Genomic DNA, 14,760 nt, shown 5'->3' with positions numbered 1-14,760 from the left:
AGGTAAATTAACATTTTGGAGAGAAAATGACTATAGACGATTATAGGCCCCATTTTATGGTGGAGGCTGTTTATGATTTGAAACCTGACCAGCTACGTGAACACGGTATTCGTGCCGTCTTGGTCGATTTGGACAATACCTTGATTGCTTGGAACAACCCTGATGGGACTCCTGAGCTACGTGCTTGGTTGGATGAGATGACAGAGGCTGATATTCCGGTAGTTGTGGTCTCTAACAATAAATATGAACGTGTTGAACGTGCGGTTGCCAATTTCCATGTGGATTTCGTGAGTCGTGCCATGAAGCCTTTCACTAAAGGCATTAATGAAGCGATTGAGCGTTACCACTTTAATCGAGACGAGGTCGTTATGGTGGGAGACCAGCTAATGACTGACATCAGAGCTAGCCACAGAGCTGGCATTCGCTCGATTTTGGTCAAGCCTTTGGTGAAATCAGATGCTTGGGTAACCAAGTTTAACCGTTGGCGTGAACGTCGCATGTGGAAAAAGATTGAAAAAGCATATGGTCCAATGACCTTCAACAAAGGAATTTAATGGAAGAATTATTTTGTATTGGGTGTGGAGCCCAAATTCAAACAGAAGATAAAGAAAAAGCAGGTTTCACACCTGCTAGCTCTATTAAAAAGGCCGAAGAAACAGGTGAGTTATACTGCCAACGCTGTTTCCGTCTTCGTCATTACAATGAGATTGTGGATGTCCACATCACAGATGATGAATTTTTAAAATTGCTTCATGAAGTTGGTGATAGTGATGCCCTCGTTGTCAATGTCGTTGATATTTTTGATTTTAATGGATCAATCATACCAGGCTTATCACGCTTTGTTTCGGGTAATGATGTGCTCTTGGTTGGAAATAAAAAGGATATCCTACCTAAATCTGTTAAAGATGGTAAGGTAACCCAATGGTTGGCAGAACGTGCCCACGAAGAAGGGATGCGTCCGGTGGATGTCATGTTGACATCTGCTCAAAATCATCATGCCATTAAAGAGCTAATCCAACGTATTGAAAAACTCCGTAAGGGTCGTGATGTCTATGTTGTTGGTGTGACGAATGTTGGTAAATCAACCTTAATCAATGCCATTATCAAGGAAATTACAGGTGATAAAGATGTTATCACAACCTCTCGTTTCCCTGGAACGACCCTTGATAAGATTGAAATCCCATTGGATGACGGTAGCTATATTTTTGATACACCAGGAATTATTCACCGCCACCAGATGGCACACTATCTGTCAGCGAAGGATCTCAAGTACGTTAGTCCTAAGAAGGAAATTAAGCCAAAAACTTACCAGTTAAATGCAGGACAAAGCCTATTCCTAGGCGGTCTTGGACGTTTTGACTTTATTGATGGGAATAAGCAAGGTTTTACAGCCTTCTTTGACAATAATCTAAAGCTTCATCGTACCAAATTAGAAGGCGCAGATGCCTTCTATGACAAGCATGTTGGAAGTCTCCTCATGCCTCCTGGACCAAAGGATCTTGCTGATTTTCCGAAACTTGTCCGTCACGAGTTCACTGTCAAAGATAAGACAGACATTGTCTTCTCAGGATTAGGATGGATCCGTGTCCAAGGAAAAGTTGACCAAACAACCATCGTTGCTGCTTGGGCACCAGAAGGTGTTGGCGTTGTCGTACGAAAAGCGATTATTTAAACTTAATTAAGTAGTTAAAAGGAATAAACATGTCATTAACATCAAAACAACGTGCCTTCCTCAAATCGGAAGCACACACACTTAAACCTATTGTACAAATCGGGAAAAACGGTCTTAACGACCATATCAAAACTAGCGTTCGCAACGCCCTTGATGCCCGTGAATTGATCAAAGTAACCCTACTCCAAAACACTATGGAAGATATTCATGAGGTTGCTGAAATCTTGGAAGAAGAAATTGGCTGTGATACAGTTCTTAAGATTGGACGTATCTTGATTCTCTATAAAGAGTCAGCTAAAAAAGAAAATCGTAAGTTGTCACCAAAGGTCAAAGCTATCCAAAAATAGTTGCTGACTTTGCTTGGTGAAGGATAAACTAAGGTATAGGAACACTTTTGAATCATTAAAGCTGGCCTTAAGTCAGTTGTATAATGCTTGAATAAGAGGAGACGAACATGGCATTAGATCTTGTAACCCCGTTTACAAAGGTTCAACTAGAGGAAGAAATTAAGGATACCGGCCGTAAGCAGGTTGGAATATTAGGTGGAAATTTCAACCCTGTTCACAATGCTCACTTGGTTGTTGCGGACCAGGTGCGTCAGCAGTTAGGTCTTGATGAAGTTCTTCTCATGCCTGAGTTTGAGCCACCTCATGTCGATAAAAAAGAGACTATTGATGAACAACATCGCCTAAATATGCTCATGTTGGCTATTAACGGCATTGAAGGTTTGGATATTGAAACCATCGAGTTGGAACGTAAGGGAATCAGCTATACCTATGACACCATGAAGCTCTTGACAGAGGCTAATCCTGATACGGATTATTACTTTATTATTGGAGCGGATATGGTCGAATACCTACCAAAATGGCATCGTATTGATGAACTAATCGAGATGGTCCAATTTGTTGGTGTTCAGCGTCCTAAGTATAAGGCTGGAACCTCTTACCCAGTTATTTGGGTGGATGTGCCCCTTATGGATATTAGTTCGAGTGCAGTCAGAGCCTACATTAAGAAGGATCGTACACCTAACTTTATGGTGCCGCAGTCTGTACTTGCCTACATCAAGAAAGCGGGGCTCTATAAATGACCTATGAAAAATATCTAGACTATTCTCGTGAAGAACTCCTTGAAAAAGTTCGAGCGGTCATGAGTCCTAAACGCTTCAATCATGTTTTGGGTGTTGAGCGAGCTGCTGTTGCTCTTGCTGAAAAGTATGGTTACGATACTGAAAAAGCTGGTTTGGCTGGCCTCCTTCATGATTATGCCAAGGAACTTCCGGATCAGGAATTCTTAGAGCTAATCGATAAGTATGAGCTCGACCCTGAATTGAAAAAATGGGGGAACAATGTCTGGCATGGCATGGTTGGGATTTACAAAATCCAAGAAGATTTGGGTTTGACTGATTCTGAGATTCTACGCAGTATTGAGATCCATACCGTTGGAAGCCATGAAATGTCAACCCTAGATAAGATTGTCTATGTAGCTGATTATATTGAGCATAACCGTAATTTCCCTTTGGTAGAGGAAGCTAGACAAGTAGCAGAGCAATCCTTGGATAAGGCAGTTGCTTTTGAAACAGTCCATACGGTAGAACACTTGGCTCACCAAGCTCTACCGATTTTCCCACAAGCCTTGGAAACCTATAATGCTTTTGTGCATTGCTTAAAAGATTAATAACAAATTACTGGAGAATATCATTGACTAAAGAAGAATTACTTGAATTGGTTGTCAAAGCTGCTGATGAAAAGCGAGCTGAAGACATTGTTGCCCTTGATTTGTACGGCCTTACAAGCCTAACAGATTATTTTGTTATTTTGAGTGCAATGAACAGCCGTCAGTTGGAAGCTATTGCCGACAACATCCGTGAGAAAGTGAAAGAAGCTGGCCTTGATGCTAGTCACATGGAAGGTGACAACAAGGGTGGTTGGATTCTTTTGGATCTTAACGATGTTGTTGTTCACATCTTTACAGAAGATGAACGTGCACACTATAACCTCGAAAAACTCTGGCATGAAGCACCAATGGTGGATGTGTCAGCCTATTTGGCATAAGATAATGGACTCAGTTGGCAACAACTGGGTTTTGTTGCTTAATTGAAAATCTAATGGAAAGAAAGGATAGGGTGCCGTGTTTAGTTGGTTTTTAAACTTAACACGAACTAAAAGCTGTGAGAAAAAGAAAAACTTCCTTTGTATCTAGCGATACGGCAGAAAGTTTCCTAATCTCTCTGTGCTTTTGACGCTCTTTGTATCTTAGAAAGGATTTGAACCCGTCCTGTAATCGTCGGAAAATAGACAGTTCTATGTCAAATTATCAATATTAAAATTTATTATTTGGCGCAGTAGCTGATTGGACTCTTCATTCGCTTTTTAAGCTCGGAAGAGTGCCTAATCAGCCTTGCGGGGGTGAGACAACGAACGATTTTTCTAAGAAAACTCGTTCTGTCTCACTCCCCTAATTTTCTTTCCGATTAAGGGCGGACTTGGTATCATCATTATGGCTACTTATGAAACTTTTGCGGCGGTCTACGACGCTGTCATGGATGATAGTCTTTACGATTTATGGACGGATTTCTCCCTCCGTCATTTGCCAAAGACTAAGGATAAAAAGAAATTGCTTGAATTGGCTTGTGGAACTGGAATTCAGTCTGTTCGCTTTTCTCAAGCTGGTTTTGATGTCACTGGACTCGATTTGAGTGCTGATATGTTGAAGATTGCGGAGAAGCGTGCGGCTTCCGCCAAACAGAAAATTGACTTTATTGAAGGCAACATGTTGGATTTATCGCAAACTGGTAAGTACGACTTTGTGACTTGCTACTCAGATTCAATCTGCTATATGCAGGATGAAGTAGAGGTTGGGGACGTCTTCAAGGAGGTTTATAATGCACTGAATGAAGATGGCGTCTTCATCTTTGATGTGCACTCAACCTATCAGACGGATGAGGTTTTCCCTGGCTATTCCTACCATGAAAATGCTGAGGATTTTGCTATGCTCTGGGATACCTATGAGGATGAGGCACCGCATTCTATTGTCCATGAATTAACTTTCTTTGTCCAAGAGGAAGATGGAAGCTTTAGCCGTCATGATGAGGTGCATGAGGAACGCACCTATGAGGTTTTGACTTATGATATCTTGTTGGAGCAGGCTGGCTTCAAATCCTTCAAACTTTACGCCGATTTTGAGGATAAGGAACCGACAGAAACTAGTGCACGTTGGTTCTTTGTGGCACAAAAATAAGAGCTATGACAGTTACAGGTATTATTGCTGAGTTCAACCCTTTTCATAACGGCCACAAGTATCTCTTGGATCAGGCTAAAGGCGTAAAAATCGTTGCCATGTCTGGGAACTTTGTTCAGCGAGGTGAGCCAGCTATTGTGGATAAGTGGACTAGAGCTCAGATGGCTTTGGAAAATGGGGCAGACCTCGTGGTGGAGTTGCCTTTCTTGACGTCAGTCCAGTCTGCCGATTATTTTGCTGCTGGAGCCGTCGATATCTTGTCCCGACTGGGAATTGATAGCCTTACTTTTGGCACGGAAGAAGTCATAGACTATCAGATTTTAGCCGATGTTTATGCTGAAAAGTCAGAGGACATGGAAGCCTTTGTGAAAAACTTGCCGAGTGACCTATCTTATCCACAAAAGACACAAAAAATGTGGGAGAAATTTGCTGGTGTGGACTTTACTGGCAATACACCTAATCATATCCTAGGATTAGCCTATGCCAAAGCTTGTGCTGGTAAGGGCATTAAGTTGAATGCTATCCAGAGACAAGGGGCTGGCTATCATTCCTCAGACAAGGAAGTATCTTTCGCCTCAGCGACCAGTCTACGACTCCACAAGCAAGATAGTGATTTTGTGGATAAGTTCATGCCCAATAGCAAGCTTTTTCGGACTTCTCCACAGGTCTCTTGGGATAATTATTTCCAATTGCTGGTTTATCAGATTCTTACACACCCTGATTTGACCAGTGTTTTTCAGGTGAATGAAGAGATTGCCAGTCGTTTAAAAGCTGCTATCCGTGGAGTTTGTTCTGTGGAGGAGCTGGTGGATAAGGTAGCAACTAAACGCTATACAAAGGCTCGTGTACGTCGTATTTTGACTTATATCCTGGTCGGAGCTGTGGACAACTCTCTGCCTGAATCCATTCATGTGCTTGGATTTTCTCAAAAAGGGCAGTCTCATCTCAAATCTGTGAAAAAGTCTATGGATATAGTGGCTCGGATTGGAAGGGAACCTTGGGATATGTTTACACAACAAGCGGATAATGTTTATCAATTAGGTAACCCCGAGCTTTGCGAACAAAACTTTGGACGTGTACCGATTAGAGTAAAATAGCTTTGTAGAAGGTCTACCTTTGGTAGGCTTTTTTTACTTTCCGTAAATTATTTTCCAAAAGGTCAGAAAAGATCAAACAAAACTATTGACCTATACTGACCAATGGTGTATTATAATCTCATAAGGACTTAGCTTCCTTATAAATCTTGCAGTGCTTGCCTAAATACTTGTCATAAAGTTATTTTGGTTTGATTGCAAAAAAATATGACAAAGGTCAAAAAAAGTCAAAAAAACTATTGACTATTACTGACTAATGTTGTACAATATAAACATAAGGAAATGAAATCCTTATGAAGGCTGTGACAATAGCCCATATACCAATAAAAAAGGATTGCAGCTAGTCTGCAAAAATTTTCATCTAAAAGGTCAGTAAAAGTCAAAACTAAATTCTTGACCTGGTCAAATGAAAGGTATATGATAAAATTATAAGGAGAAAGGATTCCTTAATGTATAAGTTTCTTTCTGAAAAAGCTATTCATAGTTTTGAAAGAGGCTTGGAAGTTAGCTATATTGAGAGATTCACAGAAAGAAGGTGGCTCTTATGCTAAATGGCAATTTATTTAAGGCTGTGAAAGTTCTCAGTCTCCTACCAAGAGCAAAACCTGAAATTATTAGAAGAGTAGTTGAAGCTACTAAAAATTTTTAGGGTTTTGGTCAGTAAAAGTCAAAATATACACTTTAACATAAAAATAACATTTAAGAAATTTCACAAGATAAGACAAAACGAGGTAATTATATGAACAACAACTTTAACAATATGGATGATCTTTTCAATCAATTGATGGGTAACATGGGTGGTTACCGTTCTGAAAACCGTCGCTACATGATTAACGGTCGTGAAGTGACACCTGAAGAATTTGCGATTTACCGTCAAACAGGTCAATTGCCTGGTAATGAAGGTGAAGCAGTAAACCCAACTCAACAACAAGGTAAAGGACCTAAACAAGATGGTATCCTTGCCAAACTTGGTCGTAACTTGACTGAAGAAGCTCGCGAAGGTAAATTGGATCCTGTTATCGGACGTAACAAAGAAATCCAAGAAGCTTGCGAAATCTTGGCTCGTCGTACAAAGAATAACCCAGTCCTTGTCGGGGATGCTGGGGTTGGTAAAACAGCCGTAGTTGAAGGTTTGGCTCAAGCTATCGTCAATGGTGATGTTCCAGCTGCTATCAAGAATAAAGAAATCATTTCAATTGATATTTCTGGACTTGAAGCTGGTACTCAATACCGTGGTAGCTTTGAAGAAAACATTCAAAACTTGGTAAACGAAGTCAAAGAAGCTGGAAACATTATCCTCTTCTTCGATGAAATCCACCAAATTCTTGGTGCCGGAAGCACTGGCGATGGTCAAGGATCTAAGGGTCTTGCTGATATCTTGAAACCTGCTCTTTCACGTGGTGAATTGACAGTGATTGGTGCAACAACTCAGGATGAATACCGTAACACTATCTTGAAGAACGCTGCCCTAGCTCGTCGTTTCAACGAAGTTAAGGTCAATGCTCCTTCTGCTGAAGATACTTTCAAAATTCTCCAAGGTATCCGTGATCTTTATGAAAAACACCACAATGTTATCTTGCCAGATGATGTTTTGAAGGCAGCGGTAGATTTCTCTGTACAATACATTCCACAACGTAGCTTGCCAGATAAGGCTATCGACCTTGTCGATGTAACAGCTGCTCACTTGGCTGCTCAACACCCAGTGACTGATGTGAATGCTGTTGAACATGAAATTGAAGCTGAAAAAGCTAAACAAGAAGCTGCAGCTGCCAAAGAAGACTACGAAGCAGCTCTAAACGCTAAGGTTCGTATTGAAGAACTTGAAAAGAAAATTGCTAACCACACAGCAGACCTTAAAGTCACTGCAACTGTTAACGATGTGGCTGAATCTGTAGAACGTATGACTGGTATTCCAGTGTCACAAATGGGTGCGACTGATATCGAACGTTTGAAAGATATGGGTCACCGTTTGCAAACCAAGGTTATCGGTCAAGATAAGGCCGTTGAAGCAGTGGCACGTGCCATCCGTCGTAACCGTGCAGGATTTGACGAAGGTAACCGTCCAATCGGTAGCTTCCTCTTTGTAGGACCTACTGGTGTTGGTAAAACTGAGTTGGCTAAACAATTGGCTCTTGATATGTTCGGTACTAAAGATGCCATTATCCGTTTGGACATGTCAGAATACAGCGACCGCACAGCCGTTTCTAAATTGATTGGTACAACAGCTGGTTATGTTGGTTATGATGACAATAGCAATACTTTGACAGAACGTGTTCGCCGTAACCCATACTCAATCGTTCTTCTCGACGAAATTGAAAAGGCTGACCCTCAAGTCATCACCCTTCTCCTCCAAGTTTTGGACGATGGTCGTTTGACAGATGGTCAAGGTAACACTGTAAACTTCAAGAATACTGTGATTATCGCAACTTCAAACGCAGGCTTTGGTTACGAAGCTAACTTGACAGAAGATGCTGATAAACCAGAACTTATGGATCGTTTGAAACCTTACTTCCGTCCAGAATTCCTTAACCGTTTCAATGCTGTCATCGAATTCTCACACTTGAGCAAAGAAGATCTTTCTAAGATTGTAGACCTTATGTTGGTTGAAGTTAACAAGACGCTTTCTAAGAAAGACATTGACTTGGCAGTTAGCGAAGCTGCTAAAGAATACATGACTGAAGAAGGCTACGATGAAGTCATGGGTGTTCGTCCACTCCGCCGTGTGGTTGAACAACAAATCCGTGACAAAGTCACAGACTTCCATTTGGATAACCTTGATGCTAAACACCTAGAAGCTGATATGGAAGATGGTGTCTTGGTTATCAAAGAAAAAGATGCTGAATAAGAAGTATAAAACCTCCTAATCCCATTATGAAGCAGAGATGTTAGTAGACATCTCTGTTTTTTCTTTTTTATTTAAGACTTTCCTTGGGTGCTAGGGACGGAAGCGACTTCCTAACGGAATTCCATTCCTAAGATTTGAGCCTGAGTCTCAAATCTTCCGAGTGAGAGAAGCAATAGGGCTTCTCTCACTTTTAGCACAGCGGAAAGTCTTGTATTGGGTGGTGATAAAATCTTAAGACTCATTTTCGATATTAATAATGGTGAAAATGATGGTTAATATTGAAGCGCTAGGTTGATTTTTACAGAATACAAGTAGTTACCTATATTTCATCAGTAAAAAAGTCAGTATACTCGATGTTATCGCAGAAAGTAGAAAAACTATTAAAAAAAATCTTGTCATTAAAGAAGTTCTGCTGAAAATGGAACTGACACCTTTTTTTGCGAGCTTAGCGAGTATTTTGCGAGACTTTCCGCCGTGATAAAAACGCCTGAAACTATTATGTTTCAGGCGTTTGGAAGTTTGGAGACTTTAGGCTCGAAACTTAGTCATGGAACTTCGAAGAAGTTCGCTGACGTCCGCCATCACCTAAGGAAAGTCTCAAAAGAAGACTTTGTCTTTAATCTGAAGTAGTGCACAAACTACTTACCTTTATTCTTTATCATTACCCTGATACTTTTTCAAGCGTTCTTGGATGATATTGAGTCGGGGTTCGAGGTCTTTCTTGAAGACGCGTGTTTTATAGTTAAGGTCTTGTTTGATGTCAGCGAGAACAAGGTTTTGTTCCTTGATGATGTCAAGGTTGCGTTTGATATTGTCCAGATCGTGAGAGATATTTTCTCGTGATTGGTTGAGGTCTAGGATTTCCTTTTTGATGTCTTCACGTCGTTTATAGGCGTAGTAGGCACCGTAGGCAAGAGTTCCAAGAGCTAGAAAGCGTCCGATTTTCATTCTGTTACCTCTTTAGCGATGCTGCCAGCAAGGTCGGCCAGAGCAGCGAAGTCTGGTTCGTGTTCGTCAAATCCCATGTGGATACCATCGTCTGCACCGTAACGAGGAACGAGATGAATATGAGCATGGAAGACGGTTTGTCCAGCAACTTCTTCGTTGTTATTAAGGATATTCATGCCGATTGCTCCAGTTGCTTTCTGCACGGCACGAGCAATTTTTGGAACACGGCTAAAGACAGTCTCAGCAGTCTCAGCAGACATTTCTAAGATGTTACGAACGTGCTCTTTAGGAATAACCAAGGTATGTCCTTTTGTAGCTTGTGAAATATCGAGGAAGGCTAGAACCTTGTCGTCCTCGTAGACTTTTGATGAAGGGATTTCTCCAGATATAATTTTACAGAAAATACAATTATCCATAATAACGACCTTTCCATGAGTTTTTGTTATAATAGATTATATCATACCAAAGAGAGAAAAGATAATGCTTAAATTAGAAAAGGTGACGGGTGGTTACGCTAATATTCCCGTCCTAAAAGATGTGACTTTTGAGGTGGCTGATGGTGAATTGGTTGGTCTCATTGGTCTTAATGGTGCTGGGAAATCAACAACAATTAACGAGATTATTGGTCTCTTGACACCTTATGGGGGACAGATTGCCATTGATGGGTTAACTATTCAACAAGATCCAGCTAGCTATCGTCAGAAGATTGGCTATATTCCTGAAACGCCAAGTCTCTATGAAGAGTTGACGCTTCGTGAACATTTGGAAACGGTGTTGATGGCCTATGGTCTTGATATGACTGAGGGGATGGCACGTGCGGATAAATACCTCAAGCTCTTTCGCTTAGATGAAAAGTTAGATTGGTTCCCGACTCAGTTTTCAAAGGGAATGAAGCAGAAGGTTATGATTATCTGTGCCTTTATTGTTGGTCCAAGTCTTCTCATTGTTGATGAGCCCTTCCTAGGTTTGGATCCCTTGGCTATCTCGGATTTAATCCAGCTTTTGGCTGAGGAAAAAGCTAAGGGCAAGGCGATTCTCATGTCGACTCACGTTTTGGATTCGGCTGAGAAAATGTGTGACCGTTTTGTCATCTTGCATCACGGTCAAGTCTTGGCACAGGGAACTCTTGAGGAGCTCCGTCAGACTTTTGGCGACGATAGTGCTAGTCTTAACGATATCTACATGCAGTTAACTAAGGGAGAATTGTCATGATAGCTAAGCTATTTAAGGAGCGTAGCAAGCGATTCAATGCCCGCTGTGCTAAGTATAGTCGCTACGTTTTTAATGATCATTTTATCTTGGTTCTTCTCTTTCTGCTAGGCTTTGTCTTAGTTCAGTATAGCCAGTTGCTGAAGCATTTTCCAAAAAATCCATGGGCAATCATTCTTGGCTTACTTGTGCTTTGTCTGTTATTACCTCTCCGGGGGAATATTGCTACTTATCTAGAACCTGCGGACAAGCACTACCTTTTGGTTAAGGAAGAAGAGGTGCTAGACCATGTTAAGAGGGCAACAGGGCGTGCTTTTAGATTTTGGGTAATAGTACAAACCCTGATTTTTATTTTGGTTATTCCTCTCTTTTTAGCCTTGGGACTTCCAGTTTGGGGAGTTATCCTTGTAGCTGTGGCTATGGCTATTCTTAAGTATGTTATTTTCCAGAAAAAGACTCAACCTTTTTATAAGCAGTCTGGACTGAATTGGACTGAGGCTATTGCAGGAGAAAGTAAGCGTCAACAATCGATCTTGAAGTTCTTTTCACTCTTTACCAATGTTAAAGGGATTACGTCGAGTGTTAAACGTCGTGCCTATTTGGATAGTATTCTCAAACGTACAAAGAAAGACAAGGAAAATACCTGGTATAATCTTTACCTAAGAGCCTTCTTGCGTTCTGGAGATTACTTTGCCCTTAGCCTACGCCTTTTTGCCCTAACGCTTTTAGTTATCTTTTTGGTTCCTGAAAAATGGCTGGCTATGGTGCTTGTGGTTGTTTTTGACTACCTTTTGCTCTTCCAGCTCACGGCGCTTAAATCGCACTTTGCTTATCAGAGAATGGCTAACCTTATGCCAGTTGGAAAAGACATGCAGGTGAGCAATCTTAAGCGCTTGATTACACAGATTGTACTTGTGTTGACTCTGGTACAGGCTATTTGTCTCTTCGACCTTAAATTTAGCCTGATTTTGGTTGGAATTATGCTAGTTTTGAGCCTTGTTTACCTACCAGCCAAGCTTAAGAAGATGATTGACTAACACCTATTAAATAAGTTAAAATAGAAGCGAATGACTAAAGAAAAAGGAGATGCCTAGGTGACATCAACAGATAAAGATTTGAGCCTGACTCCTCTCAAAGGAAATAGTGGTAAGGCCTATATGGGAACTTACCCAAACGGAGATCGCGTCTTTGTGAAGATGAATACAACACCAATCTTGGCAGCTCTTGCCAAGGAACAGATTGCACCACAGCTCTTGTGGGCTAAGCGTCTGGGAAATGGTGACATGATGAGTGCACAGGAGTGGCTTGATGGTCGTATTTTGACCAAACATGACATGAACAGTAAACAGATTATCCAAATTCTTGGTAATTTGCACCGCTCTAAACACTTGGTTAATCAACTTTTGCAGTTGGATTATCATATTGAAAATCCTTTTGATCTTCTACACGAGTGGGAAGAAAATGCTGCTTACCAATTGCGTGAGAATGGCTTCCTTCAAGACGTTGTTAGAGATTTGAAACGTCATCTTCCAGAGTTTCGTGCAGAGATTGCAACAATTGTTCACGGAGATGCTCGTCATAGTAACTTTGTCATCACAACCTCAGGATTGATTTATTTGGTTGATTGGGATTCTGTACGTCTAACAGATCGTATGTATGATGTGGCACAGATTCTCAGCCATTATATTCCATTGGCACATTGGCCACAGTGGTTGTCATATTATGGCTATAAGAACAATGACCTTGTGATGGACAAGATTTACTGGTATGGGCAATTTTCATATTTGACACAGATTTCAAAATTCTTTGATAGCCGTGATATGGAACATGCCAACCGAGAGATTTATGAACTTCGTAAATTCAGAGAGACCTTGCACAGATATTAGAAAGTAGACATGCGAGTTAGAAAACGTAAAGGTGCAGAGGAACACCTAGCTAACCATCCTCAGTACGTTATCCTTGAGCCAGAAGCTGCTAAAGGTAAGTGGCATGAGCTTTTTGGTAATGACAATCCTATCCATATCGAGGTAGGATCTGGTAAAGGGGCCTTCATTACTGGAATGGCCCAACAAAACCCTGACATCAACTACATTGGTATTGATATTCAGCTGTCTGTTTTGAGCTACGCCTTAGATAAGGTTTTGGCCTCAGGTGCTGAAAATGTCAAGCTCTTGCGCGTGGATGGTTCAGCCTTGACCAATTATTTTGAAGATGGCGAAGTGGATATGATGTATCTGAATTTCTCAGATCCATGGCCTAAGAGTCGTCATGAGAAACGTCGTCTGACTTACAAGACTTTCCTAGATACTTATAAGCAAATTCTGCCTAAAAACGGAGAGATTCACTTTAAGACAGACAATCGTGGACTTTTCGAATACAGTTTGGCGAGCTTTTCACAGTATGGAATGGTTATCAACAAAGTTTGGCTGGACCTTCATGCAAGTGATTATGAGGGCAACGTCATGACTGAGTACGAGCGTAAGTTCTCAGAAAAAGGTCAGGTCATCTACCGAGTAGAGGCTCAATTTAAAGATTAATTATTGAAAACTTGATTAAAAATAACGATTAGCCTATTGATGGCTAATCGTTTGATGTGGAGAGGTCGCATAGAGGCCGAGTGCGCACGCTTGGAAAGCGTGTAGTCCTTAACGGGGCTCGGGGGTTCGAATCCCCTCCTCTCCTTTTAGAAATAGACAAACATACTAAGATTAGTAGTGAAGAAATCTCCGACGGGAGAGAGTACTCACTACTTTTTCTTTATGTTAAAGTAGTGGTGTCTTGTAAAGTCGTAGGGCTCTATGGCGCTAGACGTCGCTTGACAAACTGGCAAGACACCTTGTTTTAGGTGGAGTTTGATCAAAGTATGTAGGACGCTAAACGTCGCGTATTGAAAATAAAATCACTAAAACATGGAATTATTCAAGACAAAAGAGGTAATGTCATGCGTGCAGTATTTGGAATTGATGTCAGTAAAACAAGTTCTGAGGTGGCCATTTTAGTCAACGGTGAGAAGGTTCATGGCTACACCATACTCAATGATGCCATTGGCTTCAATCGCCTATTGGGGGACTTGAAAACTGTTCATAACCCTGAGATTATATTTGAGGCTACAGGTGTCTATTCTCGACGTCTTCAAGCCTTTCTCGAGGAATATAGTTACGCTTACACACGGCTAAATCCACTGGAAGCTAAGAAACAATTGGACAGTCTGCGAGTTCGTAAAACAGATAAAATTGACGCTGAAAAGTTGGCTAAATCTCAGCTTGTACACAATCGTAAACCAACTTACGTGCAGGAAGAAGTTTATCAACACCTACGTGATTTAAGCCGTTTCTATCAAAATATGACAGAAGATCTTGTTCGAACTAAAAACCGTCTGCACAAGGTCCTACAAGTCACCTTTCCTGAATTGGAAACTCTATTATCCACACCTACTGGAGAGCAATATTGGAACCTAGTGATGGCTTTTCCATGCAAAGAGTTTGTATTAAGCCTATCTCAAAGTAACTTGTGTGAGATTGTCCGTCAATCCACCTCCAAACGCATCTCTGAAAAGCGTATTGCTTACCTGACTGATAAACTTATAAAACTCGCTAAACAATCTTTTTGTGCGGTCAAGAATACCTCTCCAATGCTTGAAGAGGTTCGTTACTATGCTCAAGAATTGCTTCGTCTTTCTGAACGCAGACAAGTTGTCTTAAACGACATGGTAGCTCTAGCTCAGCCTTTACCAGAGTATGACATCTTACGGTCAA

The 14,760-nt window shown here is 41.1% G+C and carries 16 protein-coding genes and 1 tRNA gene; 15 read left to right on the top strand and 2 right to left on the bottom strand.

Annotation, left to right across the window (positions count from 1 at the left end):
- Positions 1-26 precede the first annotated feature (26 nt).
- From ACYVQ1_RS06575 to ACYVQ1_RS06535, 9 genes are all read left to right on the top strand, one after another.
- Positions 27-554, top strand: coding sequence for a YqeG family HAD IIIA-type phosphatase (locus ACYVQ1_RS06575; protein WP_002891674.1), 528 nt, complete (start codon positions 27-29; stop codon positions 552-554).
- Complete coding sequence (yqeH, locus tag ACYVQ1_RS06570) at positions 554-1,672, top strand: ribosome biogenesis GTPase YqeH (protein ID WP_461250199.1); 1,119 nt, start codon at positions 554-556, stop codon at positions 1,670-1,672. Before ACYVQ1_RS06575 ends, yqeH begins: the two co-directional genes overlap by 1 nt.
- Before the next feature lie 29 nt (positions 1,673-1,701).
- A complete protein-coding gene (gene yhbY, locus ACYVQ1_RS06565) occupies positions 1,702-2,019 on the top strand; it encodes a ribosome assembly RNA-binding protein YhbY (RefSeq protein ID WP_002884193.1) in 318 nt (105 codons plus the stop codon).
- Between the two features lie 107 nt (positions 2,020-2,126).
- Positions 2,127-2,759, top strand: coding sequence for a nicotinate-nucleotide adenylyltransferase (locus ACYVQ1_RS06560; protein ID WP_021143701.1), 633 nt, complete (start codon positions 2,127-2,129; stop codon positions 2,757-2,759).
- Entirely contained in the window at positions 2,756-3,346 is a 591-nt protein-coding gene (gene yqeK, locus ACYVQ1_RS06555) for a bis(5'-nucleosyl)-tetraphosphatase (symmetrical) YqeK (protein WP_461250198.1), read from the top strand. Before ACYVQ1_RS06560 ends, yqeK begins: the two co-directional genes overlap by 4 nt.
- 23 nt (positions 3,347-3,369) lie before the next feature.
- The gene (rsfS, locus tag ACYVQ1_RS06550; protein ID WP_014632696.1) at positions 3,370-3,723 is read left to right on the top strand and encodes a ribosome silencing factor; all 354 of its coding nucleotides are present in this window, start codon (positions 3,370-3,372) and stop codon (positions 3,721-3,723) included.
- A gap of 445 nt (positions 3,724-4,168) precedes the next feature.
- Positions 4,169-4,909 carry a class I SAM-dependent DNA methyltransferase gene (locus ACYVQ1_RS06545; RefSeq protein ID WP_461250197.1) on the top strand — a complete coding sequence of 247 codons (741 nt, stop codon included), beginning with the start codon at positions 4,169-4,171 and terminating at the stop codon, positions 4,907-4,909.
- A 5-nt stretch (positions 4,910-4,914) separates the two neighbouring features.
- Positions 4,915-6,006 carry a nucleotidyltransferase gene (locus ACYVQ1_RS06540; protein WP_461250196.1) on the top strand — a complete coding sequence of 364 codons (1,092 nt, stop codon included), beginning with the start codon at positions 4,915-4,917 and terminating at the stop codon, positions 6,004-6,006.
- A 736-nt stretch (positions 6,007-6,742) separates the two neighbouring features.
- Positions 6,743-8,848 carry an AAA family ATPase gene (locus ACYVQ1_RS06535; RefSeq protein ID WP_201709211.1) on the top strand — a complete coding sequence of 702 codons (2,106 nt, stop codon included), beginning with the start codon at positions 6,743-6,745 and terminating at the stop codon, positions 8,846-8,848.
- Between the two features lie 648 nt (positions 8,849-9,496).
- Here ACYVQ1_RS06535 and ACYVQ1_RS06530 read toward each other — a convergent pair.
- A complete protein-coding gene (locus tag ACYVQ1_RS06530; RefSeq protein ID WP_461250195.1) occupies positions 9,497-9,796 on the bottom strand; it encodes a hypothetical protein in 300 nt (99 codons plus the stop codon).
- Positions 9,793-10,212 carry an HIT family protein gene (locus tag ACYVQ1_RS06525; protein ID WP_154864256.1) on the bottom strand — a complete coding sequence of 140 codons (420 nt, stop codon included), beginning with the start codon at positions 10,210-10,212 and terminating at the stop codon, positions 9,793-9,795. The genes ACYVQ1_RS06530 and ACYVQ1_RS06525 overlap by 4 nt, the downstream gene beginning before the upstream one ends.
- Before the next feature lie 64 nt (positions 10,213-10,276).
- Between ACYVQ1_RS06525 and ACYVQ1_RS06520 the strand changes: the two genes are divergently transcribed.
- From ACYVQ1_RS06520 to ACYVQ1_RS06495, 6 genes are all read left to right on the top strand, one after another.
- Positions 10,277-11,008: an ABC transporter ATP-binding protein gene (locus ACYVQ1_RS06520; RefSeq protein WP_461250194.1), complete on the top strand. Its 732-nt coding sequence runs from the start codon at positions 10,277-10,279 to the stop codon at positions 11,006-11,008.
- On the top strand, positions 11,008-12,042 hold the full coding sequence (locus tag ACYVQ1_RS06515; RefSeq protein WP_461250299.1) for an ABC transporter permease: 1,035 nt from the start codon (positions 11,008-11,010) through the stop codon (positions 12,040-12,042). Before ACYVQ1_RS06520 ends, ACYVQ1_RS06515 begins: the two co-directional genes overlap by 1 nt.
- 57 nt (positions 12,043-12,099) lie before the next feature.
- Positions 12,100-12,891: a cell cycle regulator CcrZ gene (ccrZ, locus tag ACYVQ1_RS06510; RefSeq protein ID WP_002884270.1), complete on the top strand. Its 792-nt coding sequence runs from the start codon at positions 12,100-12,102 to the stop codon at positions 12,889-12,891.
- A 9-nt stretch (positions 12,892-12,900) separates the two neighbouring features.
- On the top strand, positions 12,901-13,542 hold the full coding sequence (trmB, locus tag ACYVQ1_RS06505; protein WP_060972583.1) for a tRNA (guanosine(46)-N7)-methyltransferase TrmB: 642 nt from the start codon (positions 12,901-12,903) through the stop codon (positions 13,540-13,542).
- A 58-nt stretch (positions 13,543-13,600) separates the two neighbouring features.
- Positions 13,601-13,687 (top strand) — tRNA-Ser (locus ACYVQ1_RS06500).
- A 259-nt stretch (positions 13,688-13,946) separates the two neighbouring features.
- Positions 13,947-14,760, top strand: an 814-nt coding sequence (locus tag ACYVQ1_RS06495) for an IS110 family transposase (protein WP_461250193.1), incomplete at its 3' end; no start/stop codon positions are given.

The organism is Streptococcus parasalivarius (genome assembly GCF_054785155.1).
Note: the sequence above shows the minus strand (reverse complement) of the source record. Positions and strands in the feature narration are given on the sequence as shown.

What these genes read in the sequence shown, in the direction of transcription:
- ACYVQ1_RS06525 (WP_154864256.1), bottom strand. Translation starts at nt 10,212, where the DNA reads ATGGATAATTGTATTTTCTGTAAAATTATATCTGGAGAAATCCCTTCA.
- ACYVQ1_RS06535 (WP_201709211.1), top strand. Translation starts at nt 6,743, where the DNA reads ATGAACAACAACTTTAACAATATGGATGATCTTTTCAATCAATTGATG.
- ACYVQ1_RS06560 (WP_021143701.1), top strand. Translation starts at nt 2,127, where the DNA reads ATGGCATTAGATCTTGTAACCCCGTTTACAAAGGTTCAACTAGAGGAA.
- yhbY (WP_002884193.1), top strand. Translation starts at nt 1,702, where the DNA reads ATGTCATTAACATCAAAACAACGTGCCTTCCTCAAATCGGAAGCACAC.
- ACYVQ1_RS06545 (WP_461250197.1), top strand. Translation starts at nt 4,169, where the DNA reads ATGGCTACTTATGAAACTTTTGCGGCGGTCTACGACGCTGTCATGGAT.
- yqeK (WP_461250198.1), top strand. Translation starts at nt 2,756, where the DNA reads ATGACCTATGAAAAATATCTAGACTATTCTCGTGAAGAACTCCTTGAA.
- trmB (WP_060972583.1), top strand. Translation starts at nt 12,901, where the DNA reads ATGCGAGTTAGAAAACGTAAAGGTGCAGAGGAACACCTAGCTAACCAT.
- ACYVQ1_RS06575 (WP_002891674.1), top strand. Translation starts at nt 27, where the DNA reads ATGACTATAGACGATTATAGGCCCCATTTTATGGTGGAGGCTGTTTAT.
- ACYVQ1_RS06540 (WP_461250196.1), top strand. Translation starts at nt 4,915, where the DNA reads ATGACAGTTACAGGTATTATTGCTGAGTTCAACCCTTTTCATAACGGC.
- yqeH (WP_461250199.1), top strand. Translation starts at nt 554, where the DNA reads ATGGAAGAATTATTTTGTATTGGGTGTGGAGCCCAAATTCAAACAGAA.
- ACYVQ1_RS06530 (WP_461250195.1), bottom strand. Translation starts at nt 9,796, where the DNA reads ATGAAAATCGGACGCTTTCTAGCTCTTGGAACTCTTGCCTACGGTGCC.
- ACYVQ1_RS06520 (WP_461250194.1), top strand. Translation starts at nt 10,277, where the DNA reads ATGCTTAAATTAGAAAAGGTGACGGGTGGTTACGCTAATATTCCCGTC.